Source organism: Bradyrhizobium algeriense (assembly GCF_003062295.1).
GTDB classification, from domain to species: Bacteria; Pseudomonadota; Alphaproteobacteria; order Rhizobiales; family Xanthobacteraceae; genus Bradyrhizobium; species Bradyrhizobium algeriense.
Window position 1 is genome coordinate 69,685 of the sequence record NZ_PYCN01000007.1, and the last position, 21,231, is coordinate 90,915.

The following is a 21,231-nucleotide window of genomic DNA, read 5'->3' on the forward strand; positions in this document are numbered from 1 at the left end:
GCCTCACTTGACGTCGGATGCGACCTGCACCTTCACCATCTTGTCGGGATCGGCCACAGGTTCGCCGCGCTTGATCTTGTCGACCACATCCATGCCCGACGCCACCTCGCCGACCACGGTGTACTTCCCGTTCAGCGAGGCGCCTTCGGCGAACATGATGAAGAACTGCGAATTGGCGGAGTTGGGATCGCTCGCACGCGCCATCCCGACGATGCCGCGCTTGAACGGCACGTTGGAGAACTCGGCCGCCAGGTTCGGATGTTTCGAACCGCCGGTGCCGTTGAAATTCTTGCCGTCGCCGGTCTGCGCCATGAAGCCCTCGATCACGCGATGGAACGGCACGTTGTTGTAATAGCCCTCGCGCGCCAGAAGCTTGATGCGCTCGGCATGCTGGGGCGCGATGTCGGTCCGCAGCTTGATCACGATGCGGCCCTTGGTGGTGTCGATCACGATCGCATTCGCCTTGTCGAGATTGGCGGGCAGTGGCTGGGCGATCGCGGGAGCCACAAGGAACAGCGCGGCGAGAACGGCGAGAATTCGGATCATGAAAGCTCCGGATCGAGAGGTAGTGGACGACGGATGCGGTGAGCGCGCTATTGCGAGAACACTATTGCGAGAACTTGGCCTTCAGGCTCGCGGCAATCTGGGGCGGCACGAAGGCGGAGAAGTCGCCGCCCATTCCGGCGATCTGGCGCACCAGCGTGGCGGTAATCGGGCGGACCGCCGGCGACGCCGGAACGAATACCGTGTGCACCTCCGGCGCCATGGCCTCGTTCATGCCGGCGAGCTGCATTTCGTAATCCATATCGGTTCCGTCGCGCAGCCCGCGAATCATGATCGTAGCGCCGACCTGCCGCGCAGCGGCGACGGTGAGGTTGTCGTAGGTGGTGCAGTCGAAGGCGCAGCCTGCCTGTTGCGCAATCGGCTCACATACCGCCCGAACCATGTCCAGCCGCTCCTCGGTCGAAAACAGCGGCTTTTTGCCGGAATGGACACCGATGGCGACAATCAGGCGGTCGCACAACGTCACGGCGTGCCGGAGCACGTCCAGATGGCCGTTGGTGATGGGATCAAATGAACCGGGATAGAGCGCGATACGGGGCATAGACCCCCTCTACCCCGACCCGGGCGGCCCGGCAAGCCGAACCCGGTTCCCTGCCGGCCCGGATCGGCCAATGAACCATGAGCCCCGGGCGTCTCCCTGGGCGAGCCGCCAATGTTTCGTCAGCCACTGGCCGACGAAACAAAACTCGGCCCCGACGAAACCATTTTCGCGGCCGGTGAAGACGGCCGGAAACTTGCGCTGGCTACAAGTCCACCCAACGAAACGACGGGCCGCAAAGGCCCGTGACAGGGGACCGTCATGATCAAGGCTTTTTCCGCAGTCGCTGCTGCTGCCTTCATTGCTGCCGCGCTGACCGTGCTGCCCGGCTTTGCCCCCCAGGTCGAAGCCAGCGTGCCGCAGGCGCTTGCCAAGGGTGACCGCCTGGATATCCGCACCGTCGGCAAGGATTGCTCGCAGCAGGCCTGGCCGAATTTCGAGGCATCCTGCCTCCGCGCCGCCGGCTCCAAGTCGGTGGTCCGGGAAGCCCGCCTGGTTACCGCCGACCGCACCCCGTAACGGCGCAGATTTCGTTCCGACTACCTCCAAGGAATCGCAGTAATGGCGAGCAGGGATGCCCCCTGCTCGCCATTGGCGTTCTAACGCCGTTACCGCTCAATCGGTGGCGCTTAACCCGTAGCTGAAGCCACTACGAGCTGCCGTTCGGCATCAAAGATGACCCTTGTCCCGAACTTCTGACATTCCCGATCGAGTCTCTGCTGGATCCATTCAACGTCCCGCCACGGTGGAATGGAGAGCCGAAAGTTCTTGATCTGCAGAGGAACCAGTTTGAGCGCATGGAGGCATCCGCTAGCCGGATCCAGATCGGCGAAATACATCAGCGCGAGGTCGTCACGGTAGCGCTCGTAACCAGGAATCCCTTCATAGTCGTTCAGAAAATCGCCACAGCCATAGAGAATGAGACGATCTCGATAGATTTCGATCGCTCTCGGATGATGCGAAGAATGCCCGTGAACGATCGACACGCCTGCCTTGTCGATGAGGGCCCGGGCCAAAATCGCCTGCTGATCCGGAATGTGATATCCCCAATTGGATCCCCAATGGATCGAAACGACGACGAGATCGCCCGGCCTCCTCCGCGCCATGACCTGGTCAGCGACCTCCAACGCGCTCGCCTCGCACAGGTCAGGCAGCAAGTTGATGCCTGGAGCGTCTGGCGTCGCAGCCCACTCGAGCGGAATGCCGCTCGATGTCGATCCGAACGAAAAGATCAGGAGCCGCGCTTTGACAAGGTTAAGCACCGCGGGTGCGCGCGTTTCGCGATCGTTGCGTCCTGCGCCTGTCGCCTTGACGTTGAGTTTCTGCAGGGTCGTCAGCGTCTCAAGCAGGCCGGCGCGGCCCCAGTCGAGCACATGGTTGTTAGCCAATACACAGCAGTCGATCTTGGCGGCCGCGAGACATTCTGCATTCTCGGGGCTCATGCGGTAGTTGATGCCCTTGCGCGCGCGGTCGTTGCTGCGGGTGACAGCCGTTTCGAGATTGATGATCCGCGCGTCAGGCTGCATCCGCTCCAGTTGGTCCAATGCAGCACCCCAAACATAGGACGACCCGTTGCGCCGTGGAATGGGCCCGTTTGCCTGCTCGGCGAGCAGCACGTAGCTCTCCGCCGATCGCATGTAATGTTCGTAAATCTCGGGGCTGCAGGGATGCGCCAGCACCTGGTCGATACCGCGGCCGCACATGACATCTCCGCATAGAAAGAGCCGCACCGAGTTCCGGTGCGCAGCCGGTAATTGTCTTTCCGCGGGCATGAAATACTGCTCCGGTGTCCGCGTCAGGCGTGGGATCCCGCGAATGCTGCCATCACCTCGGCCAGCATCCGCTCCTGCTCTCCCGAATAGCGCGGAGAAAAGTGAAACGGCTCGACGCGGCGCACATCGGCCTCCCGCGCAATTTCTCCGGCAGCCGTGGTTGTAAGGTGGCCCCGGTCCCTCGCCAATCCGGCGTCCGCTCCGGCAAAGGCGGCCTCAATAAAGAGGATGTCGGCGTGCTCAACGAGCGCTACGATGGCGGCACGATTGGCCGGCGTGTCGGCGACATCGGTAACATAGGCAATTTTCTGACCGGCAGCGACCGTCAAGAGATCGCGCAGGCTGCCAAGCGGTACAAGACGATCATCCGACGTCGCCGGTCCGTCGATATGGACCAAATGATCGTCTGCGCGATGCTCGACAACGGCCTTCTTGAGGGAGCGCAACCACGGACCAACGGGAAGTCCGCGCTCCGACAATCGGTTCTTCCAGATGTTCACATGCGCCGCTTCCTGCAGGGCAAAGGCAAGGCAGGGCGTGCCGTGTTCAAGGATCGCGGCCGACACGCGATGGGTCGGCTCGTCGCAGAGCACGCCGGCAAGGTTTTTGTGCGAGACTGATGGCTCCGCGGCAAACGCCTTCTTCAGGCGGAACCGCGTGGAGGACATGGAACTCGGCGTTTCGAATTCGCTCACAACGAAAACAAGATCGCAAGGATAGGTTTCGACCAGATTCCATCGATAGGCCTGAAGCTTGTGAAAGACCCGCTCCGCGAAGCCGGGCGGACCGTAGAGCTGCACCGTTTTCTCGCGCCCGACCAGCAAACGGAGCAGATGGTCGAAGCCAACGAAATGATCGATATGCGCATGCGAGACGAAGATTTGGTCGACACGTCGTATCTTCCGCGCTGACAGAGAAGAGATTTCTCCGACATCGAACAGCAGGCTGTGCTTTTCGAACAGCGTCTCCACATAGATCGTCGGGTCGCCATAGCGACCGTTGACGAGGCTCGGATGGAAGATCGGTCGCATCGCAAGCTACTCCGCCGCAGCGGGTTTTCCACGCATCTTGTGCGTCACTCTGGTTTAACCGCGCAAAGCCCCTTTTGTTTGCGGGCCCGATTTTGGTCCATGTGCGATGAACTTCCCGGATCTAGTAAGAGTTACCTGATTTTGCATCTGGGAGAGCTCGCCAGGCCCGAGCCGGTATCTCCTGCAGCCTGATGGAGACAGCCATGAAGCTCGTTTCAAACGCCTTCGCCGACAAAGCGGCCATTCCTCGACGCTTCACCTGCGATGGAGAAAACTTGTCGCCGCCCTTGCAATGGTCCGGCGCGCCGGCCGGAACGCGAAGTTTCGTCCTGCTGTGCAACGATCCCGATGCGCCCGCTGGCACATGGCATCATTGGGCGGTCTACGATCTTCCGCCAGTGCTAACGGAGCTTGCGGACGGCGCCGCGCAGAACATGAAAATGAAGCAGGCGGTCAACGATTTTCGGAAAGTGGGCTATGGCGGCCCGTGTCCACCTCATGGCCATGGACCTCATCATTATCATTTCCGGTTGCTCGCCCTCTCGACGGACCATCTTCCGGCAAAAGCCGATGCGTCCTGCCGTGAAATTGAGCGAGAGGCGCGTCAGCACACGATCGCAGAAGCTATCCTCGTCGGTCAGTACGAGAGATAGGCCGGCAGAATTGGCGTTCTGACCATCGTTCCCGTTTCCCGTCGGCCCCGATACTTATGCTTGCGCGAATTCTTCCGCCTGCCTCAGGGGCGCGATTTCGTCTTGCCGGACGGTCGCGTCGCGCTTCTGCCTGCTGCTTCCGGCTTGCCGACACGCTTCAGCACCGATGTCACCACGTATCGGCCGGCTGGATGGGTGCTTTCCGATATCTCGAACAGGCGGCCCTGCGAATCCAGGTATCGCCTGATAACTTCGAGCGCGGGCGACCCCGCTTCCGCTCCCAGCGCCTTGGCAAACTCGTTCGGGATCACGGTCGCCGCAACGGTTTGGTGCACTTCGGAGGCGATCACGCCGTAACTGTCCGCGATCATGTCGCAGACCAGGCGGCGATCCTTCCGGATATCGCTCACGGCATCCGCATAGCTTTCTTCGACATAGCAATCGACCCAGGCCAATGGCGGACTCTTAGGCTTTGTCGATGCGCGGACGTAGGCGATCCGCAGCCAGCGCGAGCCCGGCTGACAACCAAAACGCCGCGCCGCCTTGCGATCCATCACGACGGTGTCGATGCTTCTGATGTCGCGATCCGTCGCCGCAGCCAGCGCCACGAGATCGCTCAATGAGCCGAGCGTCTGCTGAAAACTCTCCTGCGGACGTTCGCGCGTCTCAACCCGCGTGCCGGAACCTTTGCGGCGCGAAACCGCCCCGAGTTCGGTGAGCCGCCGCATCGCCGCACGCACGGTCTGCCGGCTGACATCGTAGCGCGCGGCAAGCTCCAGCTCGGTCGGTATCATGCCGCCGACGGGGTATTGGCCCCGGTGGATCGCCTCCAGCAGATCGCGGGCGATATCCTCGTAAATTGGCATGTCGAACAGTTCTCGGCGTGGGGCGTTCCCTATAGCGTTTTCGAGCGAAGTGGACACCGGTTGGCGTCAAGAAAACGCGTCAAAACAAGAATCTAGAGCCCGGTTCTGACCCATCAGAACCGAAAAGGCTCTAGCACGGCTTCGGCGGCCCCGCATCCGCGCTTGACAAATTTGTACGTATTAATCATATGGCCGTACATATTAACGGCGAGTGAAACAGGCGCATGGCCAGCACCATCTTCGACAGCGTCCTCTATCGCGACGTGTTCTCGACGCCGGCCATGCGGGCAGTGTTTTCCGACGAGGCTCAGCTCAGGGCCTATGTGCAGGCCGAAGTGGCGCTTGCCGTGGCCCAGGGCGAAGCCGGCGTGATTCCGCAGGAGGCGGCACGGGAGATCGCGCGCCAGGCTCCGATGATCGTGCTTGATAGCGAGCAGTTGAAACGCGACACCGAGAACGTCGGCTATCCCATCGTCGGCCTGGTGCGCCAGCTCTCGCAGCACTTGGGCGAAGCCGGCCGCTACGTGCATTGGGGCGCGACCACCCAGGACATCATGGACACGGCGACGGTGCTGCAACTGCGCGAAGCGGTGGCGCTGATCGAAGCCCAGCTCGCCGAGGTCATGGCCACGCTCGCCGGTCTCGCCCGCCTCCATCGCGACACGCCGATGGCAGGGCGAACCCATCTTCAGCAGGCCCTCCCGATCACGTTCGGGCACAAGGTTGCGATCTGGCTCTCGGCGCTGCAGCGCTCGGCCGATCGGCTCGAACAAGCCAAGCCTCGCGCGCTTCAGGCGCAGCTCGGCGGCGCAGTGGGTACGCTGGCCTCACTCGGCAAACGTGGACTGGATGTGCGCGCCGGCTACGCGCGCGCCCTCGGTCTCATTGAGCCTGACATCACCTGGCACGTCGCCCGCGACGGGCTGGTCGAACTGGTTCAGACGCTTGCCGTGATCTGCGGCGCGCTCGGCAAGATCGGCTATGACGTCATGATCTTGATGGCGACCGAGATCGGCGAGGTATTCGAGCCCTTCTCCTCGCATCGCGGCGCGTCCTCTACCATGCCGCAGAAGCGCAATCCGATCTCGTCGGAAATTCTGCTGGCCAACGCAAAGATGTCCCGCGACGCCGCTTCGCTGATGCTCGACGCCATGGTGCAGGATCTCGAGCGCGCCACGGGCCCCTGGCACTGCGAATGGCTCGCATTGCCCCAAGTCTGTCTTCTCACGTCCGGATCGCTGGCGCAGGCGCAATTCATGCTTTCGGGCCTGATCGTCGATCAGGCGGCGATGAAGCGAAACCTCGATTCCACGCGCGGGCTGATCGTCGCCGAGGCGGTCATGATGGGGCTCGCGCCCGTGCTTGGCCGCCAGCTCGCGCATGATGAGGTCTATGCCGCCTGCCGCGACGCGTTCGACCGTGGCGACGCGCTCCTTGAGGCATTGCTGCGGCGTCCGGCGATCGCATCCGCCCTGCCCCACGATCGGCTCGCCGCCTTGTGCGAACCGTCCAACTATCTCGGAACGGCCGGGGCGATGGTGGACCGCGTGCTCGCGCGTCAAATCAAACGATAAACAAAACAATCAACACTGGGAGGATCTCTTCATGGCGTCGCGAACTCTCGACCGCCGCGCAGTTACTCTTGGTCTGGCAGGCGCACTTTGCATTCCATCGATCCTGCGCGCCCAGACGAACTACCCGGACAGGCCGATCACCGTCATCGTGCCGTTTGCCGCCGGCGGGCCGACCGATGCCATCGCGCGCATCTATGCCGAATTCCTTTCGCGCGACCTCGGACAAACGCTGGTGATCGAAAACGTCGCCGGCGCGGGCGGAACGATCGGGTCGACCAGGGCCGCGCGCGCGACGCCCGACGGCTATACGATCCAGATCGGCCAGGCCGGCACGCACGTGTCGAGTGTCGGGCTTTACAAGAACCTGCGCTACAACCCGATCACGGACTACGAACATCTCGGACTGCTCGGCGACCTTCCGCAGGTGCTGATCGTCAAGCGCGACCTTCCGCCTGATAACTTCAAGGCATTCGTGGAGTATGTCCGCGCCAACGAGGCCAAGCTCAATGCCGGCACGGCCGGGCCCGGCTCGTCGGCCCACATGGGCGCAGCGATGCTCAATGTACGGCTCGGCACCAAGGTCAATCTGGTCTCCTATCGCGGAACGGGCCCTGCGATGAACGATCTCATCGCGGGTCAGATCGATTACATGGTGGAAGTGTCGCTCACGGCGCTGGCCCAGATTCAGGCGAAAACCGTGCGGCCGCTGGCGGTGTTCCGGTCGGCGCGGATTTCCACTCTGCCTGATGTGCCTTCCACCAACGAGTTCGGCGTCGACGGCCTCGACTTCCCGGTCTGGCTCGGATTCCTGGCGCCGAAGGGAACGCCGCAACCGATCGTGGAGCGCTTGAACGCCTCGATCCGCAAGGCCACCCAGGATGCGAACCTGCGCGGGCGCCTCGCCCCGCTCGGCCTGGAAATGCCAGAAGAAGCGACCAACACTCCAACCGGCTTCCGCAACTACGTCCAGTCGGAAATCAATCGCTGGGTGCCGCTGATCCAGAAGGCGGGCTTGACCATCGAGTGATGCCTGTGCGCAGCCCGGGCGAAGCGAAATCCGGGACCCGTCATCGGGCACGCGCATTCGCGCGACCCGTTGCTCCAGCCAGGCTGCGGCTAGCTGTTGGCGTTCCTCCAATGCAACGCGCCCTGCCAAAAGCGAACCAGGACACACGAGCTGCATGCAGGACGGCACCCTGGCCTCAATCTGGTTCCATACCAGAATGAATCCGTCCCCTTGCCGGATTTGAGCCGCATTGTGACCCAGGTCACGGCCAAAGATCGTTTCCGCGGGGGCGCAACTCCGGGGTTCTCATGGCCGGTCATCTGCGATTTTGCATCGCCACCTTTGTCCTTCTCGCAGGTCTCCCGACTTCGCCTGCGTCTTCGAATCCTCTTGCAGACTTGTTCAATGTCTCTCCTCCCCCGCCGGCCCCTGAGCCTGCTTCCGCGGAAAAGGAGAGGGAGTGCTTGCCGCGACCCGGTACGTCAACGGCGGAGGGTCAGCGCTGGGTCTATCGTTCTGAGGGACGCCGCAAATGCTGGTTCCAGGCTGCCGAGGGGACCGCGACGGTGAAGCAGGCTCGTGATCGCGCCGCGAAGCCTCGGATCGCAGCTGTCGAGGAGAATGAGGCCGCGCGGCGCAAGGCGGTCATGGATGCGCGCGCGGAGCTGTTGCGCTCCGCACCAGCGGAAACGTCTCAGCCGACACAGCCCGCACCCGAGCTTAGGATGGTCGATGCCGCTTCCCTCCCGACTACGGAGGCCGCAGCCTTCGTGCCGCCACCACCGGTCGCCAACCGCGCGACCGATAAGTTTACGCTTGACCAACCCACGTCGCGCCAGCTCGACGCAGAGACGCTTCTGGCAGCCGCACCAGCCGCCAGCGACGCTGTTGCCGCCTCCGTGCCTCCTGCCGCTGCAGCGCCGGTCGCCTTTCCGAACGCCGAGGCGGCCGATGACGGCCCGGGCTGGATGGCAACCTGGCTTGGCGTGCTGCTGATGGCGCTGGGCCTCGTCTTCGTCTTAGGCTCGAGCCGGCCCCTCCGGGAAGCCATGCTGTTTGCGCGATTTAATGCGAGGGCGAGTCGGCGTGCATTGTAGTGAGGAGCGCCAGTTCGAAGGCGAGCAAGTGACTTCCTGTCTACATCAACAAGCACACCATTTCAGAGATAAGCCGGACTGAACATTCAGGTCAGAAATGGCAGAGCCGGAATGATGTGCAGGTTTGTGCCAGCCCGGCACGTCGGCAAGTCGGATCAATTCCGTGACTGGGCTACCGGGTCGGCGCTCTCGCGAGGGTTGGAGGCGACTTGTGGCAGCGCAAGGGTGAAAGCATCGATCAGCCGACGTCGCCAAGGTTGCGTCAGCATCGATAGCTTCCCTTCGAGCAGGGCGGCCTTTTCCCGGGCTCCCACGCTTTCCGTGCTGACTTTGAGCAGTTCGGCCAGGAGCTTGTTCGTGCGTTCGCATTCTCTCTCAAAGTCGCCCCGATAGCCGCTGGCGATCACCTTCATCTCTGCCAGCTCGGTCTGCAAGGTCTCAATATGTTGCTTTAAGGCGGTGACCACCTGGTGACCGGCCTGAGCTTGCGGCGGACGGGATATTGGGGAATGGCTGAATTCGCTGAGATCGACCTGGACAAGCGTTTTGCCGTCGTTGGAGCGGGAGCGCGGCCAGCGGTGTCGTTTCACCAGAGCACGGGCCGCCTCCGGGGAAACCGTGAGCCTTTCCCCCAGTTCGGCATACGTCAGCATCTCGACGGGCATGATATCCGCTCCCGTTTGGCCGGACGGTCACCACCCGGACACAGCAAATGGTAACAATCTATGGTTAAGGGCAGGTTTACCGTGAGCGGGAGCGCGTAGCCTGGATGGCGCGCAGCGCAATCCGGGAACAGTCTCGCCAGCGGTCATCACTGTGCGAGCGCAATTGCGCTCGTCGCCGGGCGCGCATTCGCGCGACCCGTTGGCGTCGCCCGGGCTACTCGTTACACGGGACGGCGGCGCTAGCCGCCGTTGCCGTTCTCGCCGTTCTCCCCGTCGTCGCCGATATGCTCGACCGACACCACGTGTTCGTCCTCGGCGGTATCGAACACGATGACGCCTTGCGTCGAGCGGCCGGCGATGCGGATGTCCTCGACCGGGCAGCGGATCAACTGGCCCTTGTCGGTCACCAGCATGATCTGATCGCTGTGCTCCACGGGGAATGACGCCACCAGCTTGCCGTTGCGGTTGTTAACGGACATCGCGACGATGCCTTTGCCGCCGCGGCCGGTGGTGCGGTACTCGTAAGATGACGTGCGCTTGCCGTAGCCGTTGACGGACACCGTCAAGACGACCTGCTCCTGCGCCGACATCTCGACGTAGCGATCGGAAGAAAGCTGGATCGAGGTCGACGCCTCCTCGGTCTCCGCCTCGGCGGTTTCCTCGGTCGCGGTCTCGCCTGCCACCGCGCGGCGCATCTTGAGGTAAGCCGATCGCTCCTCGGAGGTGGTCTCGACATGGCGCAGGATCGCCAGCGAGATCAGCGTGTCGTTCTGGGCCAAGGCGATGCCGCGCACGCCCATCGAGGTGCGGCCGGTGAAGACGCGGACATCGGTGACGGGGAAGCGGATGCACTGGCCGCCGGCCGCCGTCAGCAGCACATCGTCGTGTTCGGTGCAGATCTGCACGTCGACGATCGCCTCGCCCTCCCCGAGCTTCATGGCGATGATGCCGGAGCGGCGGACATCGACGAAGTCGGACAGCTTGTTGCGGCGGACGGTGCCGCCGGTCGTGGCGAACATCACGTCGAGATTGCCCCAGGAGGATTCGTCCTCCGGCAGCGGCATGATGGTGGTGATGCGCTCGCCCTGCTCCAGCGGCAGGATGTTGATCAGCGCCTTGCCGCGCGCGTTGGGAGCCGCCACCGGCAGCCGCCAGACCTTTTCCTTGTAGACCTGGCCGCGGGAGGAGAAGAACAGCACCGGCGTGTGGGTCGACGCCACGAACAGGCGGGAGACAAAGTCCTCGTCGCGGGTCTGCATGCCCGCCCGTCCCTTGCCGCCGCGCCGCTGGGCGCGATAGGTCGAGAGAGGGACGCGCTTGACGTAGCCGGCGTGCGAGACCGTGACCACCATGTCCTCGCGCTGGATCAGGTCCTCGTCCTCGACCTCGCCTTCCTGCTCGATAATGACGGTTTTGCGCGGGGTAGCGAACTCACCCTTCACCGCCGCCAATTCATCCTTGATGATCGCCTGCACGCGCGCACGCGAGCGCAGGATATCGAGATAGTCGGCGATTTCCACCGCGAGCTTGTCGAGCTCTTCCGAAATCTCCTCACGGCCAAGCGCCGTCAGCCGCTGCAGACGCAGCTCGAGAATGGCCTTGGCCTGCTCCAGCGACAGCCGCGCGGTGCCGTCGGGGGCCATCCGGTGCCGGGGATCGTCGATCAGCGTAATCATCGCTTCCACATCCCGCGCCGGCCAGTCCCGCGACATCAGGATGTCACGCGCGGTGGTCGGATCGGGCGAGGTTCTGATAACGCGAATGATCTCGTCGATATTGGCGACTGCAATCGCGAGGCCGACCAGAATATGGGCGCGGTCGCGGGCCTTGTTGAGCAGGAACTTCGTGCGCCGCGTCACCACCTGCTCGCGGAAGGCGACGAACAGCGTCAAAAAGTCCTTCAGGTTCATCGTCAGCGGACGGCCGCCGTCGAGCGCCACCATGTTGGCCGGAAAATTCGTCTGCAGCGGCGTGAAACGATAGAGCTGGTTCAGCACCACGTCGGGCACCGCATCGCGCTTCAGCTCGACGACGACGCGAAAACCGTCACGGTCGGATTCGTCGCGCAGGTCGGAGATGCCCTCGATCTTCTTCTCGCGCACCAGTTCGGCGATACGCTCGACCATGGTGGCCTTGTTCACCTGGAAGGGAATTTCGGTGACGATGATCGCTTCGCGATCCTTGCGGATGGTGTCGATCGTGACCTTGCCGCGCATCACGATCGAGCCGCGGCCGAGATGATAGGCCGAGCGGATGCCCTGCCGTCCCAGGATGATGCCGCCGGTCGGGAAATCCGGTCCCGGCACGATGTTGATGAGGTCGTCGATCGTCAGCGCCGGATTGTCGATCAGCGCCACGCAGGCGTCGATGACTTCGCCGAGATTGTGCGGCGGAATATTGGTCGCCATACCGACGGCAATACCTCCGGCGCCGTTGACCAGCAGGTTCGGGAACTTGGCCGGCAGCACCGTCGGTTCGCGGTCGCGGCTGTCGTAATTGGCCTGGAAATCGACGGTGTCCTTGTCGATGTCGTCGAGCAGCGTCTGCGCGATCTTGGTCAGGCGGGATTCGGTGTACCGCATGGCGGCCGCCGTATCGCCGTCCACCGAGCCGAAATTGCCCTGGCCGTCGATCAGCGGCACGCGCATGGAGAAATCCTGCGCCAGACGCACCAGCGCGTCATAGACCGACTGATCGCCGTGAGGATGGTATTTACCGATGACGTCGCCGACCGTGCGCGCCGACTTGTTGTACGACTTGTTCCATTCGAAGCCGTTCTCGTGCATCGCGTAGAGAATGCGGCGATGCACGGGCTTGAGTCCGTCGCGCGCGTCCGGCAGCGCCCGCGCCACGATCACGCTCATGGCGTAATCGAGGTAGGAGCGTTTCATCTCGTCGAGGATGGAAACGGGACGAATATCAGAGGGCTCCGGCGGCTCGCCGGGCGTGTTATCTTCAGGGTCAGACAAAGGGGAAATCCGGTCAATTCTCAGTCGAGAATCATATAGCGCATCGGGGGTCCGATAACCACCCCGAAGCGCTCCGGATCGGCTCTTTTTCCGCTCGTTTTTTCATGGACTTACGGGGATCGGAAGCGCCTTGCATGGGGCTCGCGGGAGCGAGCTTTTTCGGAGCCGCAAACAGCGGGTCCAAGCGACGCTTTTTGCGACGGCTTAATGGCCGAAAACCACCGCATGCATGATCCGCCCCGGAAGGAATGTGAACAGCCCGGCAATGACCAGCGCGCCCACAAAAATCATCGTCATGATCCGACGATTATCGGCGATCCGATGGCGCCTGGCTCTCCACACCGCGATCGGCAGCACGATCAGCGTGAAGATCGACAGCAGATGGATCGGGCTCCATGGGCCGAGCAAGCGGATCTCGTGGATCCAGAACGAGCTGGCGGCGACGACAGCCATCAGGCCGCGGGCCCGGATCGCGACGCGTCTGCCCCCGGCGCAAGACAACAAATGGCTTTTCAGCCCAATGCGGCCGGTTCTTGCGCCGGCACATCAGTCGTAACGCAGGTGTAGATGCCAGTTCTCGCAAGAGAATTTCTTGCGAGCCAATATGCCGGGCGAAGGCCCCGATTCAGAACGGGATGTCGTCGTCCATGTCGCTGTTGCGGGCACCGGCCGCCACGGCCCGGCGCGGCGCGGAACTGGCCGGACTGCTGGAGCCGAAATCGCCTGAATCGTCGGAGCCGAAACTGCCGCCACCGCCGCCGCTGCGGCCGTCCAGCATCGTCAGGGTCGAGTTAAAGCCCTGCAGCACGACTTCGGTCGAGTATTTCTCGACGCCGCTCTGGTCGGTCCATTTGCGGGTCTGCAGCGCGCCCTCGATGTAAACCTTGGCGCCCTTCTTCAGATACTGCTCGACAATCTTGCAAAGCGGTTCGGAGAAAATCACGACGCGGTGCCACTCGGTCTTTTCCTTGCGCTCGCCGGTGCCCTTGTCGCGCCAGGTCTCCGACGTCGCGATGCTCAGATTGGCAATCGGCCGCCCGTCCTGTGTCCGCCGGATTTCAGGATCCTTGCCGAGGTTGCCGACCAGAATCACCTTGTTCACGCTTCCCGCCATCGCCGCTCTCCACTCGATATCGCCGGCAAAAAATCACTGGCAAAAATTACTGGTCGGACCCGCCAGGTGCCGGCCGCCTTCAATTCTTGACCTGTCGCTTGTCCGCCTTCTGCGTCCGTTTCCGGACATTCGAACGACCCTATACACTCGCAGGCTCCGCCGACTTAGCGATCCCTCGGCAACCCAGCGGTTATCCACATATAGCATCGCCCCCGCGACCGTTCCAGCTTTGTTCCCGCCAGCACCTACTATCTGGCCCGGTTCTCACGATGCAACCCAAGCGCGATTACCGGGAACTCACGGGGAACCCAAAAGCTTCCGAAATGGAACCCGAAAGTTCCGCACGGTATCGTGAATATAGCAGGTAAATCATTAGCTTGGGTAAATACACTTCGTTTGTGCATGTTGCATTCCGGCGACACCATTTCCGGGCGAGTCGCGATATAGAAGTTGTCGAACGGCGCGAATGCCCGCGTCATTTCGAAACGCTTCGGGACCAACGGAAAGCGGAAGAGCTGGAGATAGACCCCATGAAAAAGGTTTTCTTGAGTACGGTTGCCCTCATCGCGTTCGCCGCCCCTGCGGCGGCGGCTGACCTCGCAGCACGGCCTTACACCAAGGCCCCGCCGGCGCCGGTCGCCGTCGTGTACGACTGGAGCGGCTTCTACATCGGCGCCAACGGCGGCTGGGGTACGAGCCGCAAGTGCTGGGACTTCGTGGACGTGGCCGGCGCGTTCGTCGGAGCCGAGGGTTGCCATGACGCAGACGGCGGTACCGTCGGCGGTCAGATAGGTTATCGCTGGCAGGCCGGCACCTGGGTGTTCGGTATTGAAGGCCAGGGCAACTGGGCCGACTTCCAGGGCAGCAATGTCAGCCTGATCGATCCGACGCTCCGCAACGAGTCGCGCATTGATGCATTCGGCCTGATCACGGGCCAAGTCGGTTACGCGGCCAACAACGTTCTGTTCTATGTCAAAGGTGGTGCGGCCGTTACGGCGGATCGTTACCGCATCTTTGATGTTCCCACGGGCCTCGCGGTCGGCACCACCGGTGATGACACCCGCTGGGGTGCCGTGGTCGGCGCTGGCATCGAATTCGGCTTCGCTCCGAACTGGTCGGTCGGCGTCGAGTACAATCACCTGTTCATGCAAGACCGCACCCACACCTTCGTCGACACGACTGGCGCCTTCTTCGGCAACGACCGGATTAGCCAGGACGTGGATATCGTCACCGCTCGCATCAACTACCGCTTCGGCGGCCCGGTCATCGCCAGGTACTGATCGCTGCGAGCACACAGAATGCGGAAAGGCCGGCGTCACGCCGGCCTTTTTGTTTGTTTGGTTGTACCGCGGCATGGTCGACACCCGCGTCGGTTGCATTGTACCTACATTTGCCCCAGATGTGGTTTTTCGGCGACAGCATTCTGCGATGACTTCGCGCTATATGCGCAGGCAACCTCAAATTGACGACTCCCGCAGTTGCGTTGGAAATGCCGAAAGGAAGAAACGTGAAGAAGATTTTGTTGACGACGACTGCCCTGATCGCGCTTGGGATGGCCCCCGCAGCGGCCGCGGACCTTGCTGCCCGGCCCTATACCAAAGCGCCACCGATGGCAGTTGCGGTGTACAACTGGAGCGGCTTCTACGCCGGCGTTAACGGCGGCTGGGGATCGAGCCGCAACCGTTGGGACGAGACCAGCCTCGGCATCGCTCTCTCGGAGGGAAGCCATGACGCAACCGGCGGCACAGTCGGTGGTCAGATCGGCTACCGCTGGCAGGCTGCTTCGTGGGTATTCGGCGTGGAAGCGCAGGGCAACTGGGCTGACTTCCACGGCAGCAATGCGATCCCGCTGCTTCCGGCGTTCACCAACGACACTCGTGTCGATGCCTTCGGACTGTTCACCGGTCAGGTCGGCTACGCCGCGAACAACGTCTTGTTCTATCTCAAGGGCGGCGCCGCCGTGACCTCCGATCGCTACCGTGTGCTCGCGACCGGCACCGGTGTCCAGCTCGCCAACAGTGTCGATGAGACCCGTTGGGGTGGCGTAGTCGGCGTTGGCCTGGAATATGGCTTCGCCCCGAACTGGTCGGCCGGCATCGAATACAATCACATGTTCATGCAGGACAAGACCTATAACTTCGTGAGCAACGGCGTCGTTTTCCCGGCTGGCACATTGGTGGCCCAGAGCCGCATCCGTCAGGACGTTGACGTGGTCACCGCTCGCATCAACTACAGGTTCGGCGCGTACTGATCTCCGCGTCACCTGAGTTCCCAAGATTGAGAAAAGGCCGGCCTTGCGCCGGCCTTTTTTTGTGCGGCACTGCTGACTGCTGCTGCCAAAAATATCTCGGCGAAAACAATCCGTTGATGATTCGCGCGCGGCACTGGATATTTTCTGTCGTTCTTCCTATGTTCCGACTTTCAATCATCGGCGCCTGATCCCGGTTTCCAGCGGGCAATGCGCGCCCAACTCGGCGCGCGACCTGCGCGCCTGGAAATGCCGATATGGATGAAGTGCTAAGGGCGAAGCGCCAACCACCCGCCGGCTCCGCATCGCGCGCGATAACCATCCGCGGCGCACGCGAGCACAATCTCAAGAACGTCGATCTCGAAATTCCCCGCGACAAGCTTGTCGTGTTCACCGGCCTCTCCGGCTCCGGCAAATCCTCGCTCGCCTTTGACACCATCTATGCCGAAGGCCAGCGCCGCTACGTCGAATCACTCTCGGCCTATGCGCGCCAGTTCCTGGAGATGATGCAGAAGCCGGATGTCGACCAGATCGACGGCCTGTCGCCCGCGATCTCGATCGAGCAGAAGACGACGTCGAAGAACCCGCGCTCCACCGTCGGCACCGTCACCGAGATCTACGACTATATGCGCCTGCTGTGGGCGCGCGTCGGCGTGCCCTATTCGCCCGCCACGGGGCTGCCGATCGAAAGCCAGATCGTCTCGCAGATGGTCGACCGTGTGCTGGCGTTGCCCGAAGGCACCCGCCTCTATCTGCTCGCCCCGGTCGTGCGCGGCCGCAAGGGCGAGTACAAGAAAGAGCTCGCCGAATGGCTCAAGAAGGGCTTTCAGCGCGTCAAGATCGACGGCACCTTCTATGAACTGGCCGAGGCGCCGACGCTCGACAAGAAATTCCCGCACGACATCGACGTGGTGGTCGACCGCATCGTGGTCCGCCCCGACATCGGCCAGCGCCTCGCCGAAAGTTTTGAGACCGCGCTGAAGCTCGCCGAGGGGTTGGCTGTGATCGAATATGCCGACGCGCCGGCCGGCGCTGCGGAAGAGAAGAAGTCCGACAAGAAGACCGCAAAGATCCACGACAAGAGCGGGCCCGAGCGCATTCTGTTTTCGGAAAAATTCGCCTGCCCGGTTTCCGGCTTCACCATCCCCGAGATCGAGCCGCGGCTGTTCTCGTTCAACAACCCCTACGGCGCCTGCCCGGCCTGCGGCGGCCTCGGCGTCGAGCAGCATATCGACGAGGACCTCGTCATTCCCGATAAGGAGATGACGCTGCGCAAGGGCGCGATCGCACCGTGGGCCAAATCGTCCTCGCCCTATTACATCCAGACGCTGACCGCGCTCGGCAAATTCTACAAGTTCACGCTCGACACCAAGTGGAAGGACCTGCCGAAGAAGACGCAGGCAGCGCTGCTGCACGGCTCCGGCGACGACGAGATAAAATTCTCCTACGAGGACGGCGTCCGCTCCTACGATACCAAAAAGCCGTTCGAGGGCGTCATCACCAATCTCGAGCGCCGCTACCGCGAGACCGAGAGCGAATGGGCGCGCGAGGAGCTGGCAAAATATTTCTCCGACATCCCCTGCGCCCGCTGTAACGGCCATCGCCTCAAGCCCGAGGCGCTGTGCGTCAAGATCGGCGGCAAGCATATCGGCGAAATCTCTGAAATGTCGGTGCTTCGCGCCGGCGAGTGGTTCGAGAGCGTGCCGAAAGCGCTCAACGCGCAGCAGAACGAGATCGCCACGCGGGTGCTGAAGGAGATCCGCGAGCGGCTGTCGTTCCTGCTCGACGTCGGCCTGAACTATCTCACGCTCTCCCGCGCCTCCGGCACGCTATCCGGCGGCGAAAGCCAGCGCATCCGCCTCGCCTCCCAGATCGGTTCGGGATTGACTGGCGTGCTTTATGTGCTGGACGAGCCCTCGATCGGCCTGCACCAGCGCGACAACGCGCGGCTATTGGAAACGCTGAAGCGGCTGCGCGACCTCGGCAATACCGTGATCGTGGTCGAGCATGACGAGGACGCGATCCGGCTCGCGGATTACGTGCTCGACATCGGCCCCGGCGCCGGCATGCATGGCGGCCACATCGTGGCGCAGGGCACGCCCGCCGAGATCATGAAGAACCCGAAATCGCTGACGGGCAAATACCTCACCGGCGAGATGTCGGTGGCGATCCCCGAGCGCAAGCCGCCGAACCACCGGCGCACCATCAAGGTCGTCAACGCCCGCGGCAATAACTTAAAGAACGTCTCGGCGGAAATCCCGCTCGGGCTGTTTACCTGCGTCACCGGCGTCTCCGGCGGCGGCAAGTCGACGCTCCTGATCGACACGCTCTACAAGGCCATCGCCCGCAAACTCAACAACGCCAGCGAAGGCGCCGCCCCCCACGACCGCATCGAAGGGCTGGAGCATATCGACAAGATCATCGACATCGACCAGTCGCCGATCGGCCGCACCCCGCGTTCGAACCCCGCGACCTATACCGGCGCGTTCACGCCGATCCGCGAATGGTTCGCCGGCCTGCCCGAGGCGAAAGCGCGTGGCTATGAGCCCGGCCGCTTCTCCTTCAACGTCAAGGGCGGCCGCTGCGAGGCCTGCCAGGGCGACGGCGTCATCAAGATCGAGATGCACTTCCTGCCCGACGTCTACGTCACCTGCGACACTTGCAAGGGCAAGCGCTACAACCGCGAGACGCTCGAAGTCCTGTTCAAGGGCAAGAGCATCGCCGACGTGCTCGACATGACGGTGGAAGAAGCCGCCGAATTCTTCAAGGCGGTGCCGCGCGTCCGCGAAACTTTCAAAACGCTGCACCGCGTCGGCCTTGACTACATCCATGTCGGCCAGCAGGCCACCACGCTGTCAGGCGGCGAAGCCCAGCGCGTCAAGCTGGCGAAGGAACTGTCAAAGCGCGCCACCGGCCGCACGCTCTACATCCTGGACGAGCCGACCACTGGGCTTCACTTCCACGACGTAGCGAAACTATTGGAAGTGCTGCACGAGCTGGTGTCGCAGGGCAACACGGTGGTCGTGATCGAGCACAATTTGGAGGTCATCAAGACCGCCGACTGGGTGATCGACCTCGGCCCCGAAGGCGGCGACGGCGGCGGCGAAATCGTCGCCTGGGGCCCGCCGGAGGATATCGTGAAGGCGCCGCGGAGCTATACGGGGAAGTTTCTGGCGCCGGTACTGAAGAAGGCGGATGGCAAGCCGCGGAAGAGCAGCAGCGCGAGTGAGGCGGCGGAGTGATCGCTGGTCCCTTCGTCTGTGCGGTCTAACCTCGCTGTCAGAGAGGGGTGGCGATGTTTCCAAGAGCGGCGGCGCATTGTCTAATTTTGATGCTCTATTGCCCGACTTGTCGAGCAGATCCTCTCGTTGGAGATGGAACGATGAGGGGATTTTTTCGAGAACTGGCAAGTCCCGGCTCCCTGCAGAAATCCAGAGAGGCTGCGGATGACGCAAAGTGTCGCGATCTTGGATTTAAGCCACAGACCGAGCCATACGGTAACTGTCGACTCAAATTGGAAGAAATACGAGCGATTAAAGAATCTGGCGTCTCGTCCAGGCGACAGTAACGTAGCAAGCGTAAGGCGGATTAGCGAAGCGCTATCCAATCCACCGCTTCCCTCTAAGCGCGAGCAACGGGTCGCCTTTAGCTAACCCCGCCTTCGCCCCTACACCGTCCAATAATGCGGATGCGGGTAGGATCGCGAGCGGTCGCCCCAGTCAAAATCGTCTTCATCGAACTCGGACGGGCCGGCGCGCAGGTCCTCCAGCGTCAGTTCGGCCACGAAGGCGTGGCGCGCGGGATCGAACCTGAGTGCGTCCCACCGCACGGGATAATGGTGGTGGCTGGCGAGGATCCCGCCGGTTTTTATCACGGCATACGCGACGGTTCCGGTCACCTTGTCCAGCATCAATCGCTCGATCGTACCGAGTTTTGCGCCGTCTAGCCCGTAGACATTCGCGCGCTCGACGCGATCACTGGGCACCAGGGTATGAGGCATGGCGTCCTCCCTGTTTTTCTTTCCTTTTCCCAGTAATTATAGCACAAGCGCGCCCGGCATGCGCGGGCGTCCGATCGCCGCGGCGCTCGGACGCATGTAGGATGGGTGGAGCGAAGCGATACCCATCAATCCCGCGCGCGGAGGGACGATGGGTATCGCTTCGCTCCACCCATCCTACGGGCCGGCTACCGCCGTAGAAACGCCCCGAACGCCCGCGGCCCGTCGCCGACCTTGATCTCGCCGGTCACCTTCAGCTCGATCGCATCGATCACGCTGATCGAGTTGCTCTCCCAGTTCGCCACGATGATGCGCCGGCCGTCTGCGGTCGCCGCGATCCCTTCCGGGTAATCGCCTACAGTGATGCGCTTGACCGGCTGAAGCGTGGCAAGATCGAACACGCTGACGGTGCCGTCATATTGGTCGGAGACGAAGCCGCGCCCTTGCGCGAGTGCGACCGCATAGGGGCGCAAGCCCGTCTTCACCCGCCCGATCTCGCTGTTATCGGCGATGTCGATCACGGAGACGTCGTTCGATCCGACATTGGCGGTGAAGGCCCGCCGGCCCTCGGCATCGATGGTAATGCCAAACGGGCGCTCCCCGACCTTGATCGTGGCCCGCCGCTGGCGCGTCGCGGTGTCGATAACGGACACGCTATCGGCGTCACGGTCCGCCGAGAGCAGGAGCCGCCCGTCCGGCGTCACGGCGAGGCCCGACGGCGAGGCGCCGACCGCGATATCGGCGATCACGCGTTGTTCTTTCGGATCGATCACCCGCACCGCCGCGGCGTACCAGTCGGCGACATAGACGGTGGCGCCATCCGGCGCCACGGCGACACCGAGCGGACCGCCGCCGGTGTTGATCTTCCCGATGACCCGGCGTGCGGCGGCATCGACCACCGTCAGCGCCTTGGCGTCGGGGCTCGTCACATAGGCGAAGCGTCCATCCGGCGTGATGGCGACGCCCGCAGGCTTGCCGCCGATCGCGATGGTCGCGACCGGCTGCAAGGATGTGAGATCCACGACCGTGAGATTTTCGCTGAGCTGATTGGTGACGAAGGCTTCCTCGGCCCGCGCCTGCCCGGCCCAGGCGATGCCGATGCCGGCGACGAGCGCCGCCAGTACGATCGCCCGCACG

General features: G+C 62.8%; 18 protein-coding genes and 1 pseudogene. 8 read left to right on the forward strand and 11 right to left on the reverse strand.

The window, feature by feature from the left end; all coding sequences use genetic code 11:
- Positions 1-3 precede the first annotated feature (3 nt).
- Together C7G61_RS16220 and coaD are read right to left on the reverse strand one after the other, a co-directional pair.
- Positions 4-546: a peptidylprolyl isomerase gene (locus C7G61_RS16220; protein WP_108515877.1), complete on the reverse strand. Its 543-nt coding sequence runs from the start codon at positions 544-546 to the stop codon at positions 4-6.
- A 61-nt stretch (positions 547-607) separates the two neighbouring features.
- Positions 608-1,105, reverse strand: a complete 498-nt coding sequence (gene coaD / locus C7G61_RS16225) for a pantetheine-phosphate adenylyltransferase (RefSeq protein WP_108515880.1) — start codon at positions 1,103-1,105, stop codon at positions 608-610.
- 258 nt (positions 1,106-1,363) lie between these two features.
- On the opposite strand from coaD, the gene C7G61_RS16230 reads away from it, so the two are divergent.
- Positions 1,364-1,621, forward strand: a complete 258-nt coding sequence (locus C7G61_RS16230; RefSeq protein WP_057853656.1) for a hypothetical protein — start codon at positions 1,364-1,366, stop codon at positions 1,619-1,621.
- Between the two features lie 110 nt (positions 1,622-1,731).
- Here C7G61_RS16230 and C7G61_RS16235 read toward each other — a convergent pair whose 3' ends face one another.
- Together C7G61_RS16235 and C7G61_RS16240 are read right to left on the reverse strand one after the other, a co-directional pair.
- Positions 1,732-2,874, reverse strand: a complete 1,143-nt coding sequence (locus C7G61_RS16235; protein ID WP_108515882.1) for a CapA family protein — start codon at positions 2,872-2,874, stop codon at positions 1,732-1,734.
- 23 nt (positions 2,875-2,897) lie between these two features.
- A complete protein-coding gene (locus C7G61_RS16240) occupies positions 2,898-3,905 on the reverse strand; it encodes a ribonuclease Z (protein WP_108515884.1) in 1,008 nt (335 codons plus the stop codon).
- A gap of 203 nt (positions 3,906-4,108) precedes the next feature.
- On the opposite strand from C7G61_RS16240, the gene C7G61_RS16245 reads away from it, so the two are divergent.
- Complete coding sequence (locus C7G61_RS16245) at positions 4,109-4,558, forward strand: YbhB/YbcL family Raf kinase inhibitor-like protein (protein ID WP_108515887.1); 450 nt, start codon at positions 4,109-4,111, stop codon at positions 4,556-4,558.
- An 83-nt stretch (positions 4,559-4,641) separates the two neighbouring features.
- Here C7G61_RS16245 and C7G61_RS16250 read toward each other — a convergent pair whose 3' ends face one another.
- On the reverse strand, positions 4,642-5,424 hold the full coding sequence (locus C7G61_RS16250) for a GntR family transcriptional regulator (protein WP_108515889.1): 783 nt from the start codon (positions 5,422-5,424) through the stop codon (positions 4,642-4,644).
- A gap of 224 nt (positions 5,425-5,648) precedes the next feature.
- Here C7G61_RS16250 and pcaB point away from each other — a divergent pair, with 224 nt between their 5' ends.
- The 3 genes from pcaB to C7G61_RS16265 all read left to right on the forward strand — a co-directional run bounded on the left by pcaB (position 5,649) and on the right by C7G61_RS16265 (position 9,101).
- On the forward strand, positions 5,649-6,998 hold the full coding sequence (pcaB, locus tag C7G61_RS16255) for a 3-carboxy-cis,cis-muconate cycloisomerase (RefSeq protein WP_108515891.1): 1,350 nt from the start codon (positions 5,649-5,651) through the stop codon (positions 6,996-6,998).
- A 31-nt stretch (positions 6,999-7,029) separates the two neighbouring features.
- Positions 7,030-8,025: a Bug family tripartite tricarboxylate transporter substrate binding protein gene (locus C7G61_RS16260; RefSeq protein ID WP_108515893.1), complete on the forward strand. Its 996-nt coding sequence runs from the start codon at positions 7,030-7,032 to the stop codon at positions 8,023-8,025.
- Between the two features lie 443 nt (positions 8,026-8,468).
- A complete protein-coding gene (locus tag C7G61_RS16265) occupies positions 8,469-9,101 on the forward strand; it encodes a hypothetical protein (RefSeq protein WP_244608320.1) in 633 nt (210 codons plus the stop codon).
- Between the two features lie 155 nt (positions 9,102-9,256).
- On the opposite strand, the gene C7G61_RS16270 is transcribed toward C7G61_RS16265, so the two are convergent.
- The 4 genes and pseudogenes from C7G61_RS16270 to C7G61_RS16285 all read right to left on the reverse strand — a co-directional run bounded on the left by C7G61_RS16270 (position 9,257) and on the right by C7G61_RS16285 (position 13,849).
- Positions 9,257-9,766, reverse strand: a complete 510-nt coding sequence (locus C7G61_RS16270; RefSeq protein WP_108515899.1) for a hypothetical protein — start codon at positions 9,764-9,766, stop codon at positions 9,257-9,259.
- A gap of 239 nt (positions 9,767-10,005) precedes the next feature.
- The gene (gyrA, locus tag C7G61_RS16275; RefSeq protein WP_108515901.1) at positions 10,006-12,735 is read right to left on the reverse strand and encodes a DNA gyrase subunit A; all 2,730 of its coding nucleotides are present in this window, start codon (positions 12,733-12,735) and stop codon (positions 10,006-10,008) included.
- A gap of 204 nt (positions 12,736-12,939) precedes the next feature.
- Positions 12,940-13,191 (reverse strand): annotated as a pseudogene (locus C7G61_RS16280) (DUF2306 domain-containing protein); the annotation flags it as partial.
- Between the two features lie 169 nt (positions 13,192-13,360).
- Positions 13,361-13,849 carry a single-stranded DNA-binding protein gene (locus C7G61_RS16285; RefSeq protein ID WP_108515903.1) on the reverse strand — a complete coding sequence of 163 codons (489 nt, stop codon included), beginning with the start codon at positions 13,847-13,849 and terminating at the stop codon, positions 13,361-13,363.
- A gap of 530 nt (positions 13,850-14,379) precedes the next feature.
- Here C7G61_RS16285 and C7G61_RS16290 point away from each other — a divergent pair.
- The 3 genes from C7G61_RS16290 to uvrA all read left to right on the forward strand — a co-directional run bounded on the left by C7G61_RS16290 (position 14,380) and on the right by uvrA (position 19,339).
- Positions 14,380-15,129: an outer membrane protein gene (locus C7G61_RS16290; RefSeq protein ID WP_108515906.1), complete on the forward strand. Its 750-nt coding sequence runs from the start codon at positions 14,380-14,382 to the stop codon at positions 15,127-15,129.
- 227 nt (positions 15,130-15,356) lie between these two features.
- The gene (locus C7G61_RS16295; protein ID WP_108515908.1) at positions 15,357-16,100 is read left to right on the forward strand and encodes an outer membrane protein; all 744 of its coding nucleotides are present in this window, start codon (positions 15,357-15,359) and stop codon (positions 16,098-16,100) included.
- Positions 16,101-16,354: 254 nt separating this feature from the next.
- A complete protein-coding gene (gene uvrA / locus C7G61_RS16300; RefSeq protein ID WP_108515910.1) occupies positions 16,355-19,339 on the forward strand; it encodes an excinuclease ABC subunit UvrA in 2,985 nt (994 codons plus the stop codon).
- Between the two features lie 425 nt (positions 19,340-19,764).
- Here the strand turns inward: uvrA and C7G61_RS16305 are convergent, their stop codons facing one another.
- A complete protein-coding gene (locus tag C7G61_RS16305) occupies positions 19,765-20,097 on the reverse strand; it encodes a PRC-barrel domain-containing protein (protein ID WP_108515912.1) in 333 nt (110 codons plus the stop codon).
- Positions 20,098-20,282: 185 nt separating this feature from the next.
- A complete protein-coding gene (locus C7G61_RS16310; protein ID WP_108515915.1) occupies positions 20,283-21,230 on the reverse strand; it encodes a YVTN family beta-propeller repeat protein in 948 nt (315 codons plus the stop codon).
- Position 21,231 lies beyond the last annotated feature (1 nt).

Coding starts and splice junctions, on each gene's coding strand:
- C7G61_RS16230 (WP_057853656.1), top strand. CDS start 1,364: ATGATCAAGGCTTTTTCCGCAGTCGCTGCTGCTGCCTTCATTGCTGCC.
- C7G61_RS16250 (WP_108515889.1), bottom strand. CDS start 5,424: ATGCCAATTTACGAGGATATCGCCCGCGATCTGCTGGAGGCGATCCAC.
- pcaB (WP_108515891.1), top strand. CDS start 5,649: ATGGCCAGCACCATCTTCGACAGCGTCCTCTATCGCGACGTGTTCTCG.
- C7G61_RS16285 (WP_108515903.1), bottom strand. CDS start 13,849: ATGGCGGGAAGCGTGAACAAGGTGATTCTGGTCGGCAACCTCGGCAAG.
- C7G61_RS16305 (WP_108515912.1), bottom strand. CDS start 20,097: ATGCCTCATACCCTGGTGCCCAGTGATCGCGTCGAGCGCGCGAATGTC.
- uvrA (WP_108515910.1), top strand. CDS start 16,355: ATGGATGAAGTGCTAAGGGCGAAGCGCCAACCACCCGCCGGCTCCGCA.
- coaD (WP_108515880.1), bottom strand. CDS start 1,105: ATGCCCCGTATCGCGCTCTATCCCGGTTCATTTGATCCCATCACCAAC.
- C7G61_RS16220 (WP_108515877.1), bottom strand. CDS start 546: ATGATCCGAATTCTCGCCGTTCTCGCCGCGCTGTTCCTTGTGGCTCCC.
- C7G61_RS16260 (WP_108515893.1), top strand. CDS start 7,030: ATGGCGTCGCGAACTCTCGACCGCCGCGCAGTTACTCTTGGTCTGGCA.
- C7G61_RS16290 (WP_108515906.1), top strand. CDS start 14,380: ATGAAAAAGGTTTTCTTGAGTACGGTTGCCCTCATCGCGTTCGCCGCC.
- C7G61_RS16270 (WP_108515899.1), bottom strand. CDS start 9,766: ATGCCCGTCGAGATGCTGACGTATGCCGAACTGGGGGAAAGGCTCACG.
- C7G61_RS16240 (WP_108515884.1), bottom strand. CDS start 3,905: ATGCGACCGATCTTCCATCCGAGCCTCGTCAACGGTCGCTATGGCGAC.
- C7G61_RS16235 (WP_108515882.1), bottom strand. CDS start 2,874: ATGCCCGCGGAAAGACAATTACCGGCTGCGCACCGGAACTCGGTGCGG.
- C7G61_RS16245 (WP_108515887.1), top strand. CDS start 4,109: ATGAAGCTCGTTTCAAACGCCTTCGCCGACAAAGCGGCCATTCCTCGA.